The 20,796-nt window shown below is 64.8% G+C and carries 19 protein-coding genes; 8 read left to right on the top strand and 11 right to left on the bottom strand.

From position 1 onward, the window contains the following. Window positions 1-136: 136 nt before the first annotated feature. Window positions 137-1,120 carry a cobaltochelatase subunit CobS gene (gene cobS, locus D6B98_RS30570; protein ID WP_430642544.1) on the bottom strand — a complete coding sequence of 328 codons (984 nt, stop codon included), beginning with the start codon at window positions 1,118-1,120 and terminating at the stop codon, window positions 137-139. A 311-nt stretch (window positions 1,121-1,431) separates the two neighbouring features. On the opposite strand from cobS, the gene D6B98_RS30565 reads away from it, so the two are divergent. Beyond that, complete coding sequence (locus D6B98_RS30565; RefSeq protein WP_126260731.1) at window positions 1,432-2,085, top strand: DedA family protein; 654 nt, start codon at window positions 1,432-1,434, stop codon at window positions 2,083-2,085. An 840-nt stretch (window positions 2,086-2,925) separates the two neighbouring features. Here the strand turns inward: D6B98_RS30565 and D6B98_RS40185 are convergent. Beyond that, the gene (locus D6B98_RS40185; protein ID WP_164718966.1) at window positions 2,926-3,087 is read right to left on the bottom strand and encodes a hypothetical protein; all 162 of its coding nucleotides are present in this window, start codon (window positions 3,085-3,087) and stop codon (window positions 2,926-2,928) included. A 786-nt stretch (window positions 3,088-3,873) separates the two neighbouring features. Between D6B98_RS40185 and D6B98_RS30560 the strand changes: the two genes are divergently transcribed. Continuing rightward, complete coding sequence (locus D6B98_RS30560; protein ID WP_126260730.1) at window positions 3,874-4,383, top strand: methyltransferase family protein; 510 nt, start codon at window positions 3,874-3,876, stop codon at window positions 4,381-4,383. A 268-nt stretch (window positions 4,384-4,651) separates the two neighbouring features. On the opposite strand, the gene D6B98_RS30555 is transcribed toward D6B98_RS30560, so the two are convergent. After that, window positions 4,652-5,869: a citrate/2-methylcitrate synthase gene (locus D6B98_RS30555; protein WP_126260729.1), complete on the bottom strand. Its 1,218-nt coding sequence runs from the start codon at window positions 5,867-5,869 to the stop codon at window positions 4,652-4,654. 78 nt (window positions 5,870-5,947) lie between these two features. Between D6B98_RS30555 and D6B98_RS30550 the strand changes: the two genes are divergently transcribed. Next, window positions 5,948-7,042: a citrate synthase/methylcitrate synthase gene (locus D6B98_RS30550; RefSeq protein WP_126260728.1), complete on the top strand. Its 1,095-nt coding sequence runs from the start codon at window positions 5,948-5,950 to the stop codon at window positions 7,040-7,042. Window positions 7,043-7,207: 165 nt separating this feature from the next. Here D6B98_RS30550 and D6B98_RS30545 read toward each other — a convergent pair whose 3' ends face one another. After that, window positions 7,208-7,840: a J domain-containing protein gene (locus D6B98_RS30545; protein ID WP_126260727.1), complete on the bottom strand. Its 633-nt coding sequence runs from the start codon at window positions 7,838-7,840 to the stop codon at window positions 7,208-7,210. 96 nt (window positions 7,841-7,936) lie between these two features. Between D6B98_RS30545 and D6B98_RS30540 the strand changes: the two genes are divergently transcribed. After that, on the top strand, window positions 7,937-8,215 hold the full coding sequence (locus D6B98_RS30540) for a BolA family protein (RefSeq protein ID WP_205680535.1): 279 nt from the start codon (window positions 7,937-7,939) through the stop codon (window positions 8,213-8,215). 127 nt (window positions 8,216-8,342) lie between these two features. Here D6B98_RS30540 and D6B98_RS30535 read toward each other — a convergent pair whose 3' ends face one another. From D6B98_RS30535 to D6B98_RS30525, 3 genes are all read right to left on the bottom strand, one after another. After that, complete coding sequence (locus D6B98_RS30535; RefSeq protein ID WP_126260725.1) at window positions 8,343-9,695, bottom strand: hemolysin family protein; 1,353 nt, start codon at window positions 9,693-9,695, stop codon at window positions 8,343-8,345. Between the two features lie 67 nt (window positions 9,696-9,762). Next, complete coding sequence (gene aroB / locus D6B98_RS30530) at window positions 9,763-10,905, bottom strand: 3-dehydroquinate synthase (RefSeq protein ID WP_126260724.1); 1,143 nt, start codon at window positions 10,903-10,905, stop codon at window positions 9,763-9,765. After that, window positions 10,902-11,525, bottom strand: a complete 624-nt coding sequence (locus tag D6B98_RS30525) for a shikimate kinase (RefSeq protein ID WP_126260723.1) — start codon at window positions 11,523-11,525, stop codon at window positions 10,902-10,904. The genes aroB and D6B98_RS30525 overlap by 4 nt, the downstream gene beginning before the upstream one ends. A 172-nt stretch (window positions 11,526-11,697) precedes the next feature. On the opposite strand from D6B98_RS30525, the gene D6B98_RS30520 reads away from it, so the two are divergent. The 4 genes from D6B98_RS30520 to D6B98_RS30505 all read left to right on the top strand — a co-directional run bounded on the left by D6B98_RS30520 (window position 11,698) and on the right by D6B98_RS30505 (window position 16,049). Next, window positions 11,698-11,844, top strand: a complete 147-nt coding sequence (locus tag D6B98_RS30520) for a hypothetical protein (protein WP_035685402.1) — start codon at window positions 11,698-11,700, stop codon at window positions 11,842-11,844. A 17-nt stretch (window positions 11,845-11,861) separates the two neighbouring features. Further along, window positions 11,862-12,818, top strand: coding sequence for a site-specific tyrosine recombinase XerD (gene xerD / locus D6B98_RS30515; protein WP_126260722.1), 957 nt, complete (start codon window positions 11,862-11,864; stop codon window positions 12,816-12,818). 265 nt (window positions 12,819-13,083) lie between these two features. Continuing rightward, a complete protein-coding gene (locus D6B98_RS30510) occupies window positions 13,084-14,046 on the top strand; it encodes an acetyl-CoA carboxylase carboxyltransferase subunit alpha (RefSeq protein ID WP_126260721.1) in 963 nt (320 codons plus the stop codon). A gap of 437 nt (window positions 14,047-14,483) precedes the next feature. Continuing rightward, the gene (locus D6B98_RS30505; protein WP_164718965.1) at window positions 14,484-16,049 is read left to right on the top strand and encodes a L,D-transpeptidase family protein; all 1,566 of its coding nucleotides are present in this window, start codon (window positions 14,484-14,486) and stop codon (window positions 16,047-16,049) included. Window positions 16,050-17,058: 1,009 nt separating this feature from the next. Here D6B98_RS30505 and D6B98_RS30495 read toward each other — a convergent pair. From D6B98_RS30495 to D6B98_RS30480, 4 genes are read right to left on the bottom strand one after another with little or no spacing between them, the layout of a single operon-like run. Next, window positions 17,059-17,754, bottom strand: a complete 696-nt coding sequence (locus tag D6B98_RS30495) for a branched-chain amino acid ABC transporter ATP-binding protein (RefSeq protein WP_126260720.1) — start codon at window positions 17,752-17,754, stop codon at window positions 17,059-17,061. Beyond that, window positions 17,747-18,481: an ABC transporter ATP-binding protein gene (locus D6B98_RS30490; RefSeq protein WP_164718964.1), complete on the bottom strand. Its 735-nt coding sequence runs from the start codon at window positions 18,479-18,481 to the stop codon at window positions 17,747-17,749. Before D6B98_RS30490 ends, D6B98_RS30495 begins: the two co-directional genes overlap by 8 nt. Next, complete coding sequence (locus D6B98_RS30485) at window positions 18,468-19,571, bottom strand: branched-chain amino acid ABC transporter permease (RefSeq protein ID WP_126260718.1); 1,104 nt, start codon at window positions 19,569-19,571, stop codon at window positions 18,468-18,470. Before D6B98_RS30485 ends, D6B98_RS30490 begins: the two co-directional genes overlap by 14 nt. 6 nt (window positions 19,572-19,577) lie before the next feature. After that, window positions 19,578-20,795, bottom strand: a complete 1,218-nt coding sequence (locus tag D6B98_RS30480; RefSeq protein ID WP_126260717.1) for a substrate-binding protein — start codon at window positions 20,793-20,795, stop codon at window positions 19,578-19,580. Window position 20,796 lies beyond the last annotated feature (1 nt).

Below are 20,796 nucleotides of genomic sequence, written 5' to 3'. Positions count from 1 at the left end.
CATTTGGCGAAGGGTGGCAATTGATCGCTCGCGCCACAACGCGGGCCTGTGGCTATGGATCCCGGATCTGCACTCACTCCAGACGGCGCTTCGCGCCGCCAGGAGTGAGCTTGTCCGGGATGACATCATTGTTGAATCAGCTCAGCGCCACGTTGACCGCCGATTCCGGCAGCTCCGCGTTGAAGCAGCGCTGGTAGAACTCGGCGACCAGGGGACGCTCGAGCTCGTCGCACTTGTTGAGGAAGGTGACCCGGAACGAAAAACCGATATCGCCGAAGATGTCGGCGTTCTCCGCCCAGGTGATCACCGTGCGCGGGCTCATCACCGTCGACAGATCGCCGTTGGCGAAGGCGTTGCGGGTCAGGTCAGCGAGGCGCACCATCTTGTTGACGATGTCGCGGCCTTCGCCGGTGCGATAGTGCTTGGCCTTGGCCAGCACGATCTCCACTTCCTCGTCATGGCTGAGATAGTTCAGCGTGGTGACGATCGACCAGCGGTCCATCTGGCCCTGGTTGATCTGCTGGGTGCCGTGATAGAGGCCCGACGTGTCGCCGAGACCGACGGTGTTCGCCGTGGCGAACAGGCGGAACGCCGGATGCGGCTTGATCACCTTGTTCTGGTCGAGCAGCGTCAGGCGGCCGGAGACTTCGAGCACGCGCTGGATCACGAACATCACGTCCGGGCGGCCGGCGTCGTATTCGTCGAACACCAGCGCGACGTTGTGCTGCAGCGCCCAGGGCAGGATGCCGTCGCGGAATTCGGTGACCTGCTTGCCGTCGCGGACCACGATGGAATCCTTGCCGACGAGGTCGATACGGCTGATGTGGCTGTCGAGGTTGACGCGCACGCAGGGCCAGTTCAGGCGGGCCGCGACCTGCTCGATATGGGTGGATTTGCCGGTGCCGTGATAGCCGGTCACCATCACGCGGCGGTTGCGGGCGAAGCCGGCGAGAATGGCGAGCGTGGTGGCGCGGTCGAAGCGATAGTCGGAATCGACTTCGGGCACATGAGGATCGACTTCGGAATAGGCCGGCACTTCGAGATCGCTGTCGATCCCGAACACCTGGCGCACCGACACCTTCATGTCGGGCAGACCGGAAACTTCCTCAACTTTGGACATGGCGGCGGTCGTCATCAATCCTCCGAGGTCCCGGGCGGTCCCGAAACCGGTTATTCGCACGTTGGCTGCGGCTGGGTGCTGAAACTCAACCTATCAGAGTCAAGTGGCCGGCAGAAGCCCGCCCGCCAATCAAAGTTCCGTTGTCTTTTCATTTAGATAGGCAAGGAACGCAGTTTTTGGAGGGCTGCCTTGCGAATCACGCCCAAATTCGGGCGGGTTCGCAGGGAGCCGCCCACGCGAATGGCAGTTTGGCCGCATGCCTTTACTTATGTAGGGTCGCAAGCCCCGTGCTCCAGCCCGCCAGAGGCGACGTGACGTCCTTTCTCGATCCGCTCATATCCTTCGTCTCGGCCCATCCGTGGCTGGGCTATCTGACCCTGTTCCTGGCGGCGCTGCTCGAGGCCGTCCCGGTGGTGGGATCGGTGATCCCCGGCTCGACCATCATCCTGGCGCTGAGCGCCCTGGTCCCGGGCGGCGAACTCAAGCTGCAATGGGTGTTGCTGGCGGCCGCGCTCGGCGCCGTGCTCGGCGACGGCTCGGCCTACTGGATCGGGCACCGGCGCCAGCGCGAGATTCTGAACACCTGGCCGCTGACCAACTACCCGCGCGTGGTCGCCGAGAGCGAGAGCTTCTTCAACCGCTTCGGCACCTGGGCCGTGTTCTTCGCCCGCTTCGTGCCGCCGGTCCGGGCCTTCGTCCCCGTGACCGCCGGCGCGCTCGGCATGGCACCGGCCAAATTCTACGCGGTGAACATCCCGGCCATTCTGGCCTGGGCGCCCGCCCATGTACTGCCGGGCGTGCTGGCGGTCTCGGCCCTGCACGAATATGCCGGGCTGCATCTTCATGGGCATGTCGGCAAGCACATCTGGATGCTGACCGTCGTGGGCGTTGCGATCGTGGCGGGTCTGGCCCTGTGGATCCGTCACCGCCGCAATGGCGTCGCGGCGGCGAAGTCGCAGGCATGACGCTCAGTTGATGGTCGTCCTGGCGAAAGCCAGGGCCATTCGGGCGTGTACTCAACTCAATCAGCCCGTGCCGATGCCCGATCAGTCTTCAAAACCAGACATGGCAAGTTGGCCATGGCTAGTCGGCCAAGGCCCAACGCGGGGTCCAAAGCGCTTGTCGAGAAAGTGGAACAACGAAATGAGAGTGAGAAGTGGCAGTCCCCAAAACATGCTGAATAGGACGAAGAGTCCCGCGAAATTGCGCGCGTATCCGCCCGCGCCGGTCGTGAGCACTAATAGTGAAACAACGACCATCACTACAATTCGCGAAAACGATCTCAAGGCAACTCTCTAGACACGCGATCATCGTCACCGCCAACGTGCGCGGCAGGTGTTAACACTCCCTAAAATTGCATGTCCGCTTTGGGTCAAAGGCTGCCCTCGGCAGTCGCTTCACCGTGATCGGCTTACCTGTCGAAAGCAGACGAAGCGGCTCTCTGCGCGGAGGTCGGCAGCGGGCCATTTCCGGACTCCTTGATTGACGCCGTAACCGTTGTTGACAGGTTTTCAATGTCTACGTGAGAGAATCGCTATGGTGAGCGTCGCACCATTGCGAGGGCAAATACTAGCGCGATCACTACCACAAAGCCCACGTTCATTGGCCAGTTTGGCGACGATAGATTGTCACTGCGATCCGAGTCTTCGGAAGATTCTCTGGATCGCTCACCCTGATCATTCCCGATGAAAACGATGGACTGAAAAAGCTCCCCGCCCACCTTGGACGGGGAGGTTGCAAGCACGACGGGGGACGGCCCCGCCGCCTACAGGCTAAAAAAGCCAGATGACGGTGATGTAACGCAGCTAATTGATTTTGTCCAAAGGAAGCCGCAATGCGGCCGCGCGCTCCTCGCGATCCTTCTTGCGGAATTCGCTCTCTTGCCGCTCAAACCGCGCCATCTCATGGATCGCGGCTTCCAATAATCGGCTGCGTCGATCTTCATGCAATTGCGCGTTTTCCGTCATGTCGCACTCGCCATGCTGGCGGCCATGCCACCATAGACAAGGCCGGCCACCCCAAGAAGGTTCTGCGCCCCAACATGACGTATTTATGACGATTGCGCTGAGGCGGCCCTAGTTTCGGACGTTCGCTCAGTCCGGTCACCATAGCACGGCCTGCGGCATGTGTGCCGTTTCACATCTTTTACGTGAAAAGATGCTACCATCCAACGGAACGCCATTTTTGCGAACGTGAGTGTTTTTAGCAGTTGCACTTCTTGGGATTCGCAATGAGTAATCGTGGTCAGATCTACGACCGTATGGTCATTTTGGATCAACGAGTCTGGTTGCTCAACTGTCAACTTGCCGAACTTCGGGATCTTCGTGCTCGCGTATCGAAGACCGTTGAAAGAAGCAGCCGCAAGCGATCGAAAGTCCGAGGTATCTGGGCCAAGCGGCGCAGGCGACCGCTCTAATAAAGTTTCTTGTCGCTGTCCGGTTACTCATTCTTCCCGCGGCTGACCAAAAGCTGCGTTGGTTACCGATTGGCTCGCGCCGCCTAACGCGACTTCTGTTCCGGGTCAAAATGCGAAGAGCTCAACCTGAGCAAATCTTGTTCGCCAAGCCTCAACAAGCGGACCTCATGGAGCGATGCTGCCACTTCGCCGAAGGGCCATAAGCGGTCTTGAGGAGCGTGACCCGGGCCAGTCAATCCTTGTCGCCCCAATCGCCGGCCGCTACGATGAGGCCGCCGATCGCGACCGTGTCGCTATCGCGGGTGCACGCTGGGATTTGTGAGGCCGGAGCAACATCATGACCAGGGGCTTGGCAGCTCTGGGGTCGGCGGTCTTTTTTCTGATTGCCCCCACGACGGTCGCCGGTGTCGTGCCGTGGTCGATTTCGCGATGGCATCTGCAAGCGCCGTTCTTCGATCTCCAGCTTATCCGATGGTTCGGCGTTGTTCTGATCCTGCTTGGCATTCCGGTGTTGGTCGAAACCTTCACACGATTTGCGTTGCAAGGCGGTGGCACGCCAGCGCCGGTCGCACCACCGCAACATTTGGTGATCACCGGCCCCAATCGTTATGTCCGCAATCCGATCTATCTTGCCCTGGTGGCGATTGTACTGGGCCAAGGACTGATCCTCGGAAACACAGGGCTTCTGGTCTACGGCGCGCTACTGTGGATCGCTTTCCACGTTTTCGTTCTGGCTTATGAGGAGCCGACGCTGCGTAGGACATTTGGAGCGGAGTACGACACCTATTGCGCCAACGTGTCGCGCTGGTTGCCACGCTTGCCCGGCTCTACGTCGGCGTCGTCCTGATCGACCGCGAGTGCGAGTGCCGCGGCCATCGTCGCCGGATCGGGGCGTGTAGGGCCTATCTCGCATTGCGGGATTTCGATCCCGCTAATGTCTCTTGTGGGGTCAAATGCTGCCGGTCACGCTCAGGCCGGAGACTTCCGCTTTGCGTTAGTAGGCTGACGTCTTGGGATATCCCGGTCCTTGAGAGTTTTGCCGGAACTCCCACTGCCGCGAGGATGGTATGGGTCCTGGCCTTCAGGACGACGGCGGAGAAGATCACTTGACGACGCTAGGTCGCGCCCCCCGCCCTTCGCCCCGGCGCCGGCCCGACATACCTGGCCCTTGGCCGTATCAACTTGCCGAACTGCAATTGCTCGCTGGCGTGGGCGATCCAGCCGACGCTGCGGGCCATTGCGAACAAGGCGAGCTCGCTGCCCCCGGGCAGGCGCAGCGCGTGCACGAGCACGGCAAGGGCATAGTCGATGTTGACGAATTCGCCGGTGGCTTCCGCGATGCGTTCCGGCACCTCGCGGGTGAATTTGCGCGGCGCGCCGGCGCGCGACAGCGCATTCAATAGCGATTGCGCGCGGGGATCGCCACGCTTGTAGACGCCGTGGCCGAAGCCGGCAAAACGTTCGCCGAGCGCGACGCGCTCGCGCACCATCGGCTCGACGTCGCGATCGATCAGCGTCTTGACGAGCTGCGAGGCCAGCACGCCGGCGCCGCCATGCTGCGGACCCTTCAGCGCGGCCAGGCCGGCGATCACGGCATCGTACAGGTTGAGGCCGGTCGAGGCCGCGCAGCGCGCGGTGAAGGTGGAGGCGTTCAGCTCGTGATCGGCGAGCAGGACGAGAGCGCGGCGGATCAGGTCGGGCGCGTGCTTGTTGTCTGGCGCCCAGGCTGTTGCGACCTGCTGATGCAACGGCTCGGCCGAAGGCTCGGCATTGAGCATGGTCGCCACCAGCAGCCGGACGATGCGCGCGCCGACCATGGCGCGGCCATCGGGCGCCCGGGTGAAGGCGCGGGGATCGGCGCTGGCGGCCAGCGCCAGCACGGCGATGGCGCGGTCGATCGGCGCCGCCCGGCGCGCGGCTTGCCCGATCGCGCCCATCTCCTCGGATATTTCGGGTTGATTGTCCTGCTCGAACGGATCGACCCCGGAGACGTCCCACAGCAAGGTGGCGGCGTGCTCGAGCGTGCCGCTCTCGGAAAGATCGACGCAGTTGACGCCGCGATAGATCGCGCCCTCCTCGGTGATGGTCGAGATCTCGGTGTCCATCACCGGCAGGTCGGCATCGAAGCTGCGCAGGCCGCGCGGCTCCGGCGACGGCACCCGGCGCTCCTTCAGGGCCCGGACGTCCTCGGCACGGTAGCGGTTCTTCCGCGAGTCCGGTGTCGGCTCGGAGCGGATCAGGCCGCGGCTGACATAGGCGTACAGCGTGGCCGGCGAGATCGCGAGCTCGGCCGCGGCCTCCCGGGCGGACAAATAGAGCGCCGAATTTTTCATATTGATTTATGTAATCAAGATTGATCAATGTGTCGAGAGGCCTGACCTTGTGTGCTCCCTGAACAGGAGATTTGGGCCATGAATATCCACCTCACCAAGAGCCAGATCGGGTTGGACGGCGTTGCCGCGGCCGAAACCGTGCTGAGCCATGTCGATGGCGAGCGCGGCGAGCTGATCATTGCCGGGGAGCATGTTGGCCGGCTGGCGAGCCAGTCGAGCTTCGAGGGCGTCACCGCCCGGCTCTGGAACGGCGCCAGCAGGACCAGCCTGAGCGAAGCCAACGTTCGGGCAAGCTTGGGCGCGGCGCGCGAGCGCGCCTTCGCACGCCTGCCGGACCTGCTGCCGGCGACGCGCGGCATGGGCGTCATCGACGGGTTTCGCGCGGCGGTCGCGGGACTTCGCGCCGAGCACGGCCTCGAGCATGAAGCCACCATCGTCGGCGCGTTTCCGGTGATCGCGGGCGCGCTGGTGCGCCGCGCCAAGGGGCTCGATCCGGTCGCGCCCGATCCGAATGCCAGCCATGCCGCCGATACGCTGCGCATGCTGCGCGGCGCCGCGCCTGAAACGCGCGAGGTGGCCGCGCTCGACGCCTATTTCGTCACGGTCTGCGATCACGGCATGAACGCCTCGACCTTCGCCACGCGCGTGGTTGCCTCGACGCAAGCCGATCTGTTCGCCGCCGTCACGGCCGGCTATTGCGCACTCACCGGCCCCCTCCACGGCGGCGCGCCGGAGCCGGTGCTGGAAATGCTCGACGCGATCGGCACGCGCGAGCGGATCAAGCCGTGGGTCGACGCGGCGCTGGCGCGCGGCGAGCGGCTGATGGGCTTTGGCCATCGCGTCTATCGCGTGCGCGATCCGCGCGCCGACGTGCTGAAGGCGGCGATCGAGCGGCTCGCGGCGGACGGCGCCGACCTGCCCTTCGCCGGCGAGGTCGAGGCCTATATCCGCAGCGCGCTGCGCAAGAAGAATCCGGAGCGACCGCTGGAGACCAATGTGGAGTTCTTCACCGCGATCCTGCTCGACGCGCTCGCGATCCCCCGCCAGGCCTTCACACCGATCTTCGCGGTGGCGCGCAGCGCAGGCTGGACCGCGCATGCGCGCGAGCAGCAGCGCACCGGTCGGCTGATCCGGCCGAGTTCGTCCTATGTGGGGGCGATGCCGGAAGGGTGAGGGCGGATGTCTTCCCCCGAGTCCGAAATCGTAGGGTGGGCAAAGCGAAGCGTGCCCACGCATTTCTTGCGATCGAGAAAGATGGTGGGCACGGCGCAAGCGCGCCTTTGCCCACCCTACGAGACTGGCGAAAGCCGGGACGACACCACAAGGTGCCGCAAGGCCTTAGGCCTCGCGCACCACCGTCTTCAGATAATTATACGCCTTGATGATCTCTATCAGGCGGTCCTCGGTGGAGCGGTCGCCGCCATTGGCGTCGGGGTGGTGCTGCTTCACCAGCGCCTTGTACTTGGTCTTGACGTCGGCGAGCGTGGCACTGGGGCCGAGGCCCATGACCAGCAGCGCCTTGCGCTCGGCGTTCATCACCTTGCGCGTCTCGGCCTTGGGCGCGGCTTCGGGGCCCTTGCGCCAGCTGGCGCGGCCGTTGATCTCACTGAACATGCTGAACGGATCGGACGCCATGTCGATCTCGGCTTCCGCGCCCTTCTTGCCGCCATTGGCGCCCATCTTCCAGGTCGGGCGGTGACCGGTCAGCGCATCCTTCTGGTAGCGCGCGACGGCGTCGGCATTCATGCCGGAGAAGAAATTGTAGTTCTGGTTGTACTCGCGCACGTGAGCCAGGCAGAAGTGCCAATACTCGCGCTGGTTCTCGCGGCCCTTGGGCGCACGATGCGCGCCCTTGTTCTGACACCCGGCCCACTCGCAGCCGACGGCGGTGTCGCGCGGCTTCACGTCCGGCTGCTTGCCCCGCGGCTTGACGCGGATGGAGTCGAAGAATTTTGATGAATCGATCGGCATGGCTGACTTTGACTACGCAATGCAAAAACGTTCAAGTCTTGACATTGCAATTCGCCGAAAACCCGGCAATCAACGGGGCGAGACCTCTGCACCCGAATGGCACAAATGGCTATGCGAGACACTATCAGCAACAAGTTGCAGGAAGCTTTCACGCCGGAAAGCCTGCAAGTCGTCGACGAGTCACATTTGCATGAGGGCCACGCCGGCCATCGGCCGGGCGGTGAGACACATTTCCGCGTCTATATCGTGTCTGCGGCCTTCAAAGGGAAGAGCCGGGTGGAGCGCCATCGCATGATAAATTCGGCGCTGGCCGCGGAACTCTCCGGCAGCGTTCACGCCCTGGCGATCCAGGCCAAGGCGCCGGGGGAAGGCTAGCCGTAAAACTCCGCTGTCGTGCCCCGCGAAAGCGGGGCATCCAGTACTCCGCGACGGCGCGGCCAGGCCGAGCCGCTGCGGCGTACTGGATCGCCCGCCTGCGCGGGCGATGACACCGAGCGTGAGGCTAAAACGACGTCCCGGCCCTTCTCGGCTTCGCCTCTTCCAGCTCCGCCTCGCGTGCCACCGGCGAAATACGGAGCGCGGTGATGCGGTTGCGCTCGCGGCGGAGCACGCGGAAGCGGAAGCCGTGGAAGGTGAAACTCTGGCCGCGGTCGGGGATCGAGCGCGCCTCGTGAATGACGAGGCCGGCGACCGTCGTTGCCTCTTCATCGGGCAGGTGCCAGTCCAGCGCGCGGTTGAGGTCGCGGATCGGCACCGAGCCGTCGACCACGACGGAGCCGTCGGGCTGACGGCGTACACCGGCGACCACCACGTCGTGCTCGTCGGAGATATCGCCGACGATCTCCTCCAGAATGTCTTCCAGCGTCACGAGGCCTTCGACCTCGCCATACTCGTCGACGACGAGCGCGAAATGGGTCTTGCGACGGCGGAACGCCTTGAGCTGCTGGGATATCGGCCGCATTTCCGGCACGAACCAGGGCGGCAGCATGATGGTGGTGACGTCGATGCGCGAGGTATCGCCCTCCGACGCGCGGATGGCCCGCAACAGATCCTTGGCGTGCAGGATGCCGATGATGTTCTCCGACTTCTCGCGCCACAGCGGAATGCGGGTGTACTCGGTGGCCAGCACCTCACGCACCAGCTCCTCCGGCGGCAAATCGGCGTTGATCATCACCATGGCGGTGCGATGAACCATCACGTCGGACACGGTCAGCTCGCCAAGGCGGAAGACGTTGTGAATGTATTCGGCCTCGCCGCTCTCGATCTTGCCGTGCACGGCCGATTCCTCGACCAGGCCCTCGATCTCGGAATCCGTCAGGATCTCGTGCTGCGAAAACTCCTGGACCCCGATCAGACGCAGGATCGCGCTCGAAGCCGCGTTGAGACACCAGCTGAGCGGATAGAACACCAGGTAGGAGACATGCAGCGGATAGGCAATCCACTGCGACACCGGCATCGGCTCCCTAATCGCCAGCGTTTTCGGCACCTGCTCGCCGATGATGATGTGCAGCGACGAGAAGACCAGGAAACCTGCCACGAACGAGACGAAATGCAGCGTGGCCTCCGACAGGCCGATCGGCTCGAGGATCGGGCTCAGCAGCGCAGACACGGTCGGCTCACCGATCCAACCAAGACCGAGGGAAGCCATGGTGATGCCGAGCTGGCAGCAGGCGAGATAGGATTCGATATTTCCCATCATCGTCTGCAACAGGCGGGCGCCGAAGCGATTCTGCTCGACCATGGCCTTGACGCGAAAGCCGCGGCTCTTCACGAGCGCAAATTCCGCAGCCACGTAAAACGCATTGGCGGCGAGCAAGAGCACCGCCAGCAGCAGATTGATCGTGATCGAACTCATGTTTGCCTCGCGACCGCCTCGGCATTCCCCGCCGTTTCGCGGGCGGCCGGCCTGAACGGTCCCGCCATCACTGCGATAGTTTCGATTGCAGGAAATCGCGCACCGGGGCCGGCTCGACGTCCTTGGCGATCACCGCGCGCCCGACGGCCTCCAGCAGGATGAAGGTGAGCTTGCCGCGCTTGACCTTCTTGTCCTGCGCCATCAGCGCCATCAGCGCGTCGGCATCGGCAAGCCCTTCCTGCGCGAAGCCGGCGATGTCCTGCAGGCGGGTCGGCAGGCCGGCCTCGATCAAATGCCGCTCGACGCGTGCGGCGTCCTGCTCGCCGATCATGCCGAGCTTTGCCGAGAACTGCGCCGCCAGCGTCATGCCGATCGCGACGCCCTCACCGTGGAACAGGCGGTCGGAGAAGCCGGTCGCCGCTTCCAGCGCGTGACCGAAGGTGTGACCGAGATTGAGCAGCGCACGCTCGCCGGTCTCGCGCTCGTCGCGGGAGACGACGCCCGCCTTGGCGCGGCAGGAGGTCGCGATCGCGTGCTCGCGCGCGGAGCCGCCCTTGACGATGTCGGAATGGTTCTTTTCCAACCAGGAGAAGAAGGCCTCGTCGCCGAGCACGCCGTATTTGGCGACCTCGGCATAGCCGGCGCGGAACTGGCGCGGCGACAGCGTGTCGAGCACGGCGGTGTCGGCGATGACCAGCACCGGCTGGTGGAAGGCGCCGAGCAGGTTCTTGCCCTGCGGCGAATTGATGCCGGTCTTGCCGCCGACGGAGGAATCGACCTGCGCGAGAAGCGAGGTCGGCACCTGCACGAAATCGACGCCGCGGCGCAGGATCGCCGCGGCAAAGCCGGCGAGATCGCCGACCACGCCGCCGCCGAGCGCGATGACCAGATCGTTGCGCTCGATCCTGGCGGCGATCAGGGCCTCGCTGACCTTCTCAAGGCCGGCATAGGTCTTGGAGATCTCGCCTTCCTCGACCACGATCCGCGAGGTCGGGATGCCGCTCGCCGCGAGCGAGGCCTCGGTCGGCTCGAGCCAGTGCTTTGCCACGGTGCGATCCGTCACGATCGCGGTGCGCACGCCGGGACGCAAACGCGCCACGCGTTCGCCGAGCGAGGCCAGCACGCCGCGGCCGATGACGATGTCGTAGGCGCGATTCTCCAGCGCGACCTCGACCTTGACGGGCTCGGAATGTTTCAACGGCGCAGTCATCTCAACGCACTCGCTACGTCGGCAGATGGTGGAGCGGCCTGTTCGCCGCAAAGATGGGCGCGCAGCGCCTCGATGCATTCCTCGACGATTCTGTCGTGCGGCACGTCGCGCGAGGCGATGGTGAGGTCGGCATGGCCATAGACCGGCTCGCGCTCGGTGAGCAGGCGCGTCACGGTTCCTTCGGGATCGGCGGTCTGCAGCAGCGGGCGGTCGGCGCGGCGGCGCACGCGGCGCATGATGACGTCGTGGTCCGCCTTGAGCCAGATCGACACCGCCTTTGCCGCGATGCGCTTGCGCGTCTCCTCGCGCATGAAGGCGCCGCCGCCGGTCGCCAGCACCACCGGCCCGCCGTCGAGCAGCCGCGCGATCACCCGCGCCTCGCCGTCACGGAAATAGGCCTCGCCATGGCGCTCGAAGATCTCCGGGATGGTCATCTGGGCCGAGGTCTCGATCTCGGTGTCGGCGTCGATGAAGGGCAGCTTGAGCCTGAGAGCCATGCGACGGCCGATGGTGGATTTGCCCACTCCCATCATACCGACGAGCACGACCGAGCGCGATCCCAGCGCCGACAGGATGTCGGCTTCGGGCGAAGCTGGTATCGGCAACGCGGCGTCGGACATGTCTCGCTCGATTGGATCCCGCTCGATCTGCCGCCAAAGGCGGCACGCTTCGGCCACCTATACGACCCCGGAAGGGGCCTCGCCAGAGGACTCTTGCCACGAAACGGCGAACATGTTGGATGATTTCATTGGTTAATTTGCCCGTCTGGACCTTCTCCCGAGATCTTGCCCGATGCCCAGCCTGTTCCGCTTCCTGACGGTCGTCGCCGTGATCGCCGGCATCGTCTATGGCGTGGTCTTCGCGCTGGCCAACTTCGTCACGCCCAAGTCGCGGGAAATGACGGTGACGATCCCGCCTGACAAGTTTCTCAAGAAATAGGAGCTAGCCTGACGGGCATGCGCAACCCGCCCTCAGACGCCAAGCTCACCGGCCTGTTCCTCGACATGCTCGCGGCGGAACAGGGCGCCGGGCCCAATACGCTCGACGCCTATCGCCGCGACCTCACTGATTTCTCGGAATTTCTGGGCCGCGTCGGCCGCAGCTTTGCGGACGCCGAGACGCAGACGCTGCGCGACTACCTCGCCGATCTCGACAGCCGCGGCTTCAAATCCACCAGCGTGGCGCGGCGGCTGTCGGCGATGCGGCATCTCTATCGCTTCCTGCTGAATGAGCGGATCCGAGCTGAGGATCCCGCCGCGATCCTGTCCGGCCCCAAGCGCGGCCGCGGCCTGCCGAAAGTGCTGTCGATTGCGGACGTCGACCGCATGCTCCGCCGCGCCAAGGAATTGAGCGAGGCGGACGATGCCTCGCCGGCGAAGCGGCTGCGCGCCTTAAGGCTCTACTGCCTGCTCGAGGTGCTCTACGCCACGGGCCTGCGCGTCTCCGAGCTGGTGGCGCTGCCGCGCTCGGCGGCCAAGCGCGATGCGCGCATGATCGTGGTGCGCGGCAAGGGCAACAAGGAACGCCTGGTGCCGCTCAACGAGGCCTCACGGCAGGCGATGGCGGATTATCTCGCCGCGACCGACGCCGCCAAAGCCGACAAGAAGAATGGCCTCGCCGCCTCGAAATGGCTGTTCCCCTCGTTCGGCGAGAGCGGACATCTGACCCGGCAGCATTTCGCCCGCGACCTCAAGGAGCTCGCAATCGCCTCGGGCCTGCAGGCCCGGCTGGTTTCCCCGCACGTGCTGCGCCATGCCTTTGCCAGCCACCTCCTGCACAATGGTGCCGATCTGCGCATCGTGCAGACCCTGCTCGGCCACACCGACATTTCCACCACCCAGATCTACACCCATGTGGTCGAGGAGCGGCTGAAGAGCCTGGTGCGCGACCTGCACCCGCTGGCGGAGAAATAGGACTTTCGTAGCCCGGATGAGCGAAGCGACATCCGGGATTGTGCCCAAGGCACGACCTGCCCCGGATATCGCTTCGCTCATCCGGGCTACGGCGACCCATGAACCGCCTTGACTTCGGCCACATCTCCGCAGAAAGAGCCGTGGCCTCATGCATGATTTGGCTCCCTGCCCGGAGTGCACAAGCCAACTCATTGAAGACGCTGCACTTCTTCCCGCGACCCCGACCTCGCTTCGCCTCTTAGCCCCGTCCCCCTATACTGAGTTGATGCAAGACCAGATGCGCAGCTATCTCGACTTCGAAAAGCCCGTCGCCGAGCTCGATTCCAAGCTCGACGAGCTCAGGACGCTCGCGGCGTCCGGCACGGATATCGCTGATGAGATCGGGCGGATCGAGGACAAGGCGGCGCAGGCGCTGGCCGACCTCTATCAGAACCTGACCCCGTGGCAGAAGACGCTGGTGGCGCGGCATCCGCAGCGGCCGCATTTCAACGACTTCATCAAGGGCCTGATCACCGAATTCACCCCGCTCGCCGGCGACCGCAAGTTCGGCGAGGACGAGGCGCTGGTCGCCGGCTTCGGCCGCTTCCGCGGCGAGCCGATCTGCGTGATGGGCCAGGAGAAGGGCGATTCCACCGAGAGCCGTATCAGGCACAATTTCGGCATGGCGCGGCCCGAGGGCTATCGCAAATGCGTGCGGCTGATGGAGATGGCCGAGCGGTTCGGCCTGCCGGTGCTGTCGCTGGCCGATTCCGCCGGCGCCTATCCCGGCATCGGCGCCGAGGAGCGCGGCCAGGCGGAGGCCATCGCGCGCTCGACCGACGCCTGCCTGGCGCTGACCGTGCCGAACGTTGCGATCATCACCGGCGAGGGCATGTCGGGCGGCGCCATCGCCATCACCACCGCCAACAGGGTCCTGATGCTGGAGCACGCGATCTACAGCGTGATCTCGCCGGAAGCGGCGTCCTCGATCCTCTGGCGCGACGGCACCAAGGCGCAGGAAGCCGCCAACAACATGAAGATCACCGCCCAGGACATGCTTCGCTTCGGGGTGATCGACCAGATCCTGAAGGAGCCGGTCGGCGGCGCCCACCGCGACCCCGCCGCCATGATCGCCACCACGGGTGAGGCCATCGCCAAGGCCTTCGACGAGCTGCGGAGCCTGGACGGCGACGCCATCCGCAAGCAGCGGCGGCAGAAATTCCTCGATATCGGCCGGAAACTGGGCTGATTCGGCTCGATTCCGGTGCCGTAGGGTGGGCAAAGGCGCAAAGCGCCGTGCCCACGAATCTCTTCCTGATTGAGAAAGTTGGTGGGCACGCTTCCGCTTAGCCCACCCTACGAGACCTCCCGGGGCTTCCCGGTAACCCCGCATTAACCCTTTTTTTGCCCAAATCAGCGATCTCTGTGCTGGTCTGGCCGCATGGTCCAAGTTCCGGCCCACTTTAAGTCTCTGTTGACCACACCTTTGGGCCAACGCCCTCGTGATCCCTGCTCGGGTTGCGACCACATGACCCAGAGGTTAGAATTTTAATCAATGGCTTCAGGGCACAAGCGCTGGGGCGTGAGCTGAAAAGCCCGTGGTGACGGGTCCGGTTCGCCGGTCGGATCATGCGCCAAACGAATTGGGGTTCGCGCATCAATGCCCGGCACGGTGTGGGGTCCATCTTGATTTCTCGTTCGCTTGCTCGCGCGCTCTTGGCTTCGGTTGCGCTGATGACGGCCGGCGGCCTGCTGGCCGGCTGCAACAGCGACCAGGTCTCGCTCGCGACCAACGCCAAGGCCAACCAGCCGGTGCCGCCGAAGCTGATCGCTGCGATGGCCGAGAAGGACATGGACCTGCAATCGCCGATCCTGGTCCGCCTGTTCAAGCAGGAGGCCGAGCTCGAGGTCTGGAAGCAGACCCGCTCGGGCCAGTTCGCACTGCTCAAGACCTATCCGATCTGCCGCTGGTCGGGCGACCTCGGCCCCAAGGTGCGCGAAGGCGACCGCCAGGCGCCCGAGGGATTCTACTCGATCAACCCGGGCCAGATGAATCCGCAATCGGCCTATTACCTCTCCTTCAACACCGGCTATCCGAACGCATTCGACAAGGCGCTGGGCCGCACCGGCTCGCAGCTGATGGTGCACGGCGACTGTTCTTCGCGCGGCTGCTACGCGATGACGGACGAGCAGATCGCGGAGATCTATTCGCTCGGGCGCGAATCCTTCTTCGGCGGCCAGAAGGCGTTCCAGCTGCAGGCCTATCCGTTCAAGATGACCCCGGTGAACATGGCCAAGCACCGGAATAATCCGAACATGCCGTTCTGGAAGATGATCAAGGAAGGCTATGATCATTTCGAGGTGACGCGGCAGGAGCCGAAGGTCGATTTCTGCGAGAAGAAGTACGTCTTCGACGCGGCGAAGCCGGCGGACGCCAAGCGCGATCCGGTGTTCGACGCCTCGGCAAAGTGCCCGGCCTATGTCATCCCCGAGGACATCGTCGCCGCCGTGCGGGGCAAGCAAGCCAAAGACGAGGCCGAATACGCCAAGCTGGTCGCGAAGGGCACCCCGGTGGCGCGCATGAACACCGGCATCGACGGCGGCATGAACAAGGTGTTCGCCGCCAAGATTCCGGAAGGCTCGACCGGCCTGTCCGAGGGCGCCGAAGGCACCACGCTGCAGATGCTGGCGATGGCCAAGGCGCCGGGCACGATCCCCAGCCACGTCAATCCGCCGAAGCCAAATCTCGACGCGGTGGCGTCCGCGCCGGCGCCGCAGCAAGAGCCGGTGGTCGCCGTCAGCGCACCCGCGACCAGCACCCGCGTCGCCTCGGCTCAACCTGCCGAAAAGTCGCAGGAAAAATCCGGAGGCTTCTTCTCGAATCTCGGGCGCAAGATGGGCATCGGCTCATCCGACACCACGGCGACCACACCGCCGCCGCAGGCCACCGCATCCGTCGCCCCGGCCGCCGCGACGACGACACCCACGACCGCGGCGTCGCGGCTCAAAGCCGCCGTGAGCCGGTTCGTGCCGGGGAACGACAAGAAGGATGCCGCAAAGGACGCGCCGAAGCCGACTGTTGCCGCCGCCAAGCCCGCCGAGCCCGCAAAGCCCGACACGCGCCTCGCCCAGACCCGCCCGGTGCTGAAGCCGTCGGTGAGCGATGGTGCGGGTGAAGCCACGCAGATCATGGGCGCCGCGCCGGTGGTGTCGTCGAACTCGTTCGACAGCCGGTTCTCGGCGATGAAGTAGGGCGACTGTCTTCCGGCCTACTTGACGACAATCTCTCCCCGTCACCCTCCGCGCAACGTCGAAGCCGTTGTCGCTCGAGGTGGCCGCTTCTTCAGCGGCCGGCGACGGCCCGACTGGCTGCTCGGCCGCTCATCCTTCGAGGCTCACGGCACGATGCGGCGCATCGCGCCGCTCGCGCCTCAGGATGACGGGATCAGCGGCACGTAGCCTGGATGGGCGAAGCGACATCCGACCGCCTAGCCCGAATGACCATTCAAGCAATTATCCACTTCGGATAACAGTAATTTCTCTTTATCCGAAGCACGACACACCCTATACTCCCGCGCCATCTCATCCCTCCGGAAGGGGCGGGTCGCGATCGTCACGGTTCGTGGGGTGAGTTGCGGTGGACGCGGGCGGTCTGGCGCCAGAGGCGGTCGCAGGGCGGGGTCTCCCCGTGAGCGGTCAGCGGGCGCGTGTACGACAGGCCGACCGCGTACGGCAAAATCGTGTGGTCCTGGCGTCCGCAGGCTGGCGCCAAGTCCTGTGGTAATGTGGCGGCCCGACCGGGTGCGCGCATCAGCGATCCGCAGGGCGACGGGGGCAAGAGTGCATCGCTCCCCGGGGAGAGCGCGACATAAGCCGTCAAACCATCGCGCAGGGAAGGCCGGTTATCGGGCTGCACCTGTGTCTCCCCCTGTGAGCGTCTATCCACGCATCATTGCACAGGGGCTCGCGGGTGCCAGCCGGTACCCGGCCTTCCCTGCGCCCTTCCGATTTCAAGGGGCGCCAGAAGCGAAGCAAAACCCGGGCGCTGGGCGCCGCGGGATCGCGGTGTCGCGTCGGCTGTTTGACAATTGAAGAGAGGAAGGCTGCCGCAACTCCGCTGTCGTCGCCCGCGAAGGCGGGCGATCCAGTATTCCAGAGACGGTCGTTTTCAGTCGAGAAGCCGCGGCGTACTGGATGCCCCGCTTTCGCGGAGCATGACAGCTGAGATCTGTGTGAGAGCGGCGCGCTTCACACGCGGATCCTACGGCGCCAGATAGCGCATCAGCTCCGGATTGCCCCGCACCTGCCCCGCCTCGCCTTGCAGCGCGACGCGGCCGCGGTCGAGCACATAGGCGTAGTCGGCGACGCGGAGCGCGAGGTCGAGGTGCTGCTCGACGATGATGACGGCGATGGTCCTGGCGAGCTCGATCAGGCGCTCGGTGATCTCCTCGATCACGCCGATCCAGACGCCTTCGGTCGGCTCGTCCAGCAGCAGCAGCTTGGGATCCCCCAGCATGGCGCGGCCGATCGCGAGCATCTTGCGCTCGCCGCCGGACAGCGTGCCAGCGGGCTGGTCGAGGCGCTGGCCGAGCTTGGGGAAGATGGTCAGCACGTGGTCGACGGCGTCGGCCTTGCTGCTGGCGAGCGAGCCGACGGCGAGATTGTCGCGCACCGACAGGCGCGCGAACACCGAATGCTCCTGCGGCACGTAGCCGATGCCGGCGCGAACGCGCTCCTGGGTGGCGCGGCGGCTGATGTCGCGGCCGTCGAAGGCGACCTCGCCCTTCCACGCCGGCAGCTCGCCGACGATGGTCTTCATCAGCGTGGTCTTGCCGGCGCCGTTGCGCCCGAGCACGGCGACACCGCCGCGCCAGGGAATGCCGAGGGTGACGTCGAACAGGACCTGGCTGCGGCCATAGCCGGCGTCGAGATGCTTGATGTCCAAAAATTCAGGCACGGCGCAGATAGATCTCCTGGACGGATGGGTTGGCCTGGATCTCCGGCACCGTTCCCGACGCCAGCACCCTGCCCTGGTCGAGCACAGTGAGGCGATCACAGATGTCGCGGATGAAATCGAGGTCGTGCTCGACGATGACGAGGGAGCAATGCTGCTTGATCGGCTGCAGCAGCTCGCCGGTGACGCGACGCTCCTCCAGGCTCATGCCGCCGGTCGGCTCGTCGAGCAGCAGCAGCTTGGGCTTGCCGGCGAGCGCCATCGCGATCTCCAGCCATTGCTGCTGGCCGTGCGACAGCGCAGCGGCGGCCTCGAAGGCGCGGTCGGCCAGACGGAATTGCCTGAGCATGGTCATGACCTGGTCGTGCAGCGCGCCTCGCGTGCGCGAGAACACGAGGTCGAACAGCGAGGACTGCGCCTGCAACGCGAGCAGGATGTTGTCGTAGAGCGTCAGCGACGGCAGCACGGATGTGATCTGGAATTTCAGGCTCATGCCGGCCCGCGCGCGCTCGGTCGGCGTGTACGCGGTGATGTCGGTGTTGACGAAGGAGACTGTGCCCTGCGTCGGCACTTCGGCGCCGGCGATGCACTTCATCAAGGTACTCTTGCCGGAGCCGTTGGGTCCGATCAGGCCGTGAAACTCGTTCTCGCCGACGCTGAGCGCCGCGCCATCCAGCGCGGTGAGCTTGCCGAAGATCTTCTTGATGCCGGCGGCTTCAAGGAGCATCACGATTCTCCTTCGCCTTGGCGCCGAAGCTGCCGACGCGCTCGCGCTCGCCGAGCACGAAGCTGATCAGGCCGAGCGGGCGGAACAGGATCACCAGCAGCAGCAACACGCCGAGAATGATCGGCCAGATGTCGCGGTAATTGTCCGACAGCCAGAAGCTGACGCCCTCGACGATCACGGCGCCGATGACGGCGCCGATCAGCGTGCCCGAGCCGCCGAACAGCACGTAGAGCACCACCTGCGTCGAGACCACGACTCCGACCATGTTGGGCCAGACGAAACCCTCGTGGAAGGCATAGAGGCTGCCGGCGAGGCCCGCCACGGCGCCGCCGATGGTGAAGATGATCGCCTTGAGGTGCTGCGCCTTGTAGCCGAAGAAGGCGATGCGCTGCTCGTTTTCGCGCAGGCCCGCGAGCGCGAGGCCGAACTGCGACCGCACCAGGAAGCGGCAGAGCAGGTAGACCACGACCAGAATGCCGAGCACGAGATAGTAGAACGCCGGCCCTTCCGTGAACTCGTAAGTGCCGAGCGACATCGGCGCGATCGAGGGGATGCCGTTCTGGCCGCCGAGATAATACCAGCCGCGCGCCAGCCGATCGGCGGCGTAGGAGCCGGTCAACGTGCCGAGCGAGACGAAGATCACGCTGGAGGGATGCCGGCCCAGCAGCAGGAAGCCGCCGAGCAGCAACGCGAAGGCGAGGCCGATCAGCGTGCCCGCCGGCAGCACCAGGAAGATGTTGGTGACGTCGAGATCGCGTGCGAGCAGCGCCACGCCATAGCCGGCGGAGCCGAAGAACAGGGCCTGGCCGAAGCTCATGATGCCGGCATAGCCCCAGACCAGGTCGAACGACAGCGCGAACAGCGCCAGGATGATCACGCGCGTTGCGAACACGGTGAGATAATCCTGCAGCACCAATGGCGCGAGCAGCGCTGCGACGAGCACTACGGCCTCGACGATCGGCAGGATCTTCCGTCCTGCCTTGACGCGGTCCTTGGCCTGTCCCGCCGCTGCGCCCTCAGCCATCGCACCGTCCGCTTCGTCGCCCATGTCGGTGGCGATGGCTTCTCTTACCACACTCATCGGCTTCAGCATTCCACCTCAGCATTCCTTGGGATCGACGAGGCCGCTGCTGCGCGCGACGATCTCGTAGTTCCCGCCCTTGGCGACCGCGGTGTACATCTTCATCTTGCAATGGCGTTTGCCCGGGACCATCTCGGCAGGTCCGCCCGGACCTTCGGCGATCTTGGCATGGTCGAGCGCGGCGGCAACGGACTCGCGGTCGATCTTGCCGGCCTCCTTCACCGCGGCTTCCCACAGCTTGAGGCCGCGATAGGTGCCGGTGGCGGCACTGCCGGCCGCGAACAGGAAGTTGCCGGGGAAGTCCTTCTCGTAGGCCGCCTGGATCTTGGCGTCGAACGGGTTCTCCTTGGTCAGGACCTTGAAATAGTCGAGGCAGCTGGCAAGGCCCTCGATCTCCGCGGCCTGATTGATGTTGAGCGTGTTCTCGTCATAGTAGACGCAGGCGAGTCGCCCGCCGTTCTTGAGGAAGCCGGCTTCATAAAGCTGCTTGAAGAACGGCCCGACGCCGGGCGGAATGACGGTGTTGAAGACGACGTCGACCTTGTTGGAGACGATGCGGTTGACGGTCGCGGAGAAATCGACCTGGTCGAGCGGATAGTATTCCTCGAACACGACCTCGCCGCCGTTCGCCTCGATCACCTTGCGGGCATAGACGTTGAGCGTGTGCGGCCAGACGTAATTGGCGCTGGGGAGCGCGAACTTCTTGCCGCCGTTCTTGATCAGCCAGGGGATGAACTCGTCGCATTGCTGCGCCGGCGTCGGCCCGGTGCAGAACAGGTAGGGCGTGCACTCCTTGCCCTCGTAGAGCTGCGGATAGATGTAGAGCGTCTTGCCGCGCGCCACGATCGGATCCTTGATCGCGTTGCGCATCGACGAGGTGATGCCGCCCAGCACCATGTCGACCTTGTCGCGCTGGATCAGCTTGCGCACGTTGCCGACGGCGACGGATTCGTTGGAGGCGGTGTCCTCGATATAGAGCTCGAGCGGACGGCCGAGCAGGCCGCCGGCGGCGTTGATCTCCTTGATCACCATTTTGGCGACATTGGCGTCGGCATTGCCGGCATAGGCGATCGGGCCGGTGAGGTCGGTGGCGATGCCGACCTTGATCGGGGCTTCGGCCGCATTTGCCCAGGGCGCCGGGATCACCCAGCTGCCGACGCCGGTTGCGACCGCGCCGGACGCAAAGGCGAAATTGGAGAGAAAGCGGCGGCGTGAGAGCTGAGTGCGATCGAACATG

Origin of the sequence: Bradyrhizobium sp. LVM 105, assembly GCF_003957705.1 — a bacterium.
GTDB classification, from domain to species: Bacteria; Pseudomonadota; Alphaproteobacteria; order Rhizobiales; family Xanthobacteraceae; genus Bradyrhizobium; species Bradyrhizobium frederickii.
Note: the sequence above shows the minus strand (reverse complement) of the source record. Positions and strands in the feature narration are given on the sequence as shown.

Coding starts and splice junctions, on each gene's coding strand:
- cobS (WP_430642544.1), bottom strand. CDS start 1,120: ATGTCCAAAGTTGAGGAAGTTTCCGGTCTGCCCGACATGAAGGTGTCG.
- D6B98_RS40185 (WP_164718966.1), bottom strand. CDS start 3,087: ATGACGGAAAACGCGCAATTGCATGAAGATCGACGCAGCCGATTATTG.
- D6B98_RS30560 (WP_126260730.1), top strand. CDS start 3,874: ATGACCAGGGGCTTGGCAGCTCTGGGGTCGGCGGTCTTTTTTCTGATT.
- D6B98_RS30555 (WP_126260729.1), bottom strand. CDS start 5,869: ATGAAAAATTCGGCGCTCTATTTGTCCGCCCGGGAGGCCGCGGCCGAG.
- D6B98_RS30550 (WP_126260728.1), top strand. CDS start 5,948: ATGAATATCCACCTCACCAAGAGCCAGATCGGGTTGGACGGCGTTGCC.
- D6B98_RS30545 (WP_126260727.1), bottom strand. CDS start 7,840: ATGCCGATCGATTCATCAAAATTCTTCGACTCCATCCGCGTCAAGCCG.
- D6B98_RS30540 (WP_205680535.1), top strand. CDS start 7,937: ATGGCACAAATGGCTATGCGAGACACTATCAGCAACAAGTTGCAGGAA.
- D6B98_RS30535 (WP_126260725.1), bottom strand. CDS start 9,695: ATGAGTTCGATCACGATCAATCTGCTGCTGGCGGTGCTCTTGCTCGCC.
- aroB (WP_126260724.1), bottom strand. CDS start 10,905: ATGACTGCGCCGTTGAAACATTCCGAGCCCGTCAAGGTCGAGGTCGCG.
- D6B98_RS30525 (WP_126260723.1), bottom strand. CDS start 11,525: ATGTCCGACGCCGCGTTGCCGATACCAGCTTCGCCCGAAGCCGACATC.
- D6B98_RS30520 (WP_035685402.1), top strand. CDS start 11,698: ATGCCCAGCCTGTTCCGCTTCCTGACGGTCGTCGCCGTGATCGCCGGC.
- xerD (WP_126260722.1), top strand. CDS start 11,862: ATGCGCAACCCGCCCTCAGACGCCAAGCTCACCGGCCTGTTCCTCGAC.
- D6B98_RS30510 (WP_126260721.1), top strand. CDS start 13,084: ATGCAAGACCAGATGCGCAGCTATCTCGACTTCGAAAAGCCCGTCGCC.
- D6B98_RS30485 (WP_126260718.1), bottom strand. CDS start 19,571: ATGCTGAAGCCGATGAGTGTGGTAAGAGAAGCCATCGCCACCGACATG.
- D6B98_RS30480 (WP_126260717.1), bottom strand. CDS start 20,795: ATGTTCGATCGCACTCAGCTCTCACGCCGCCGCTTTCTCTCCAATTTC.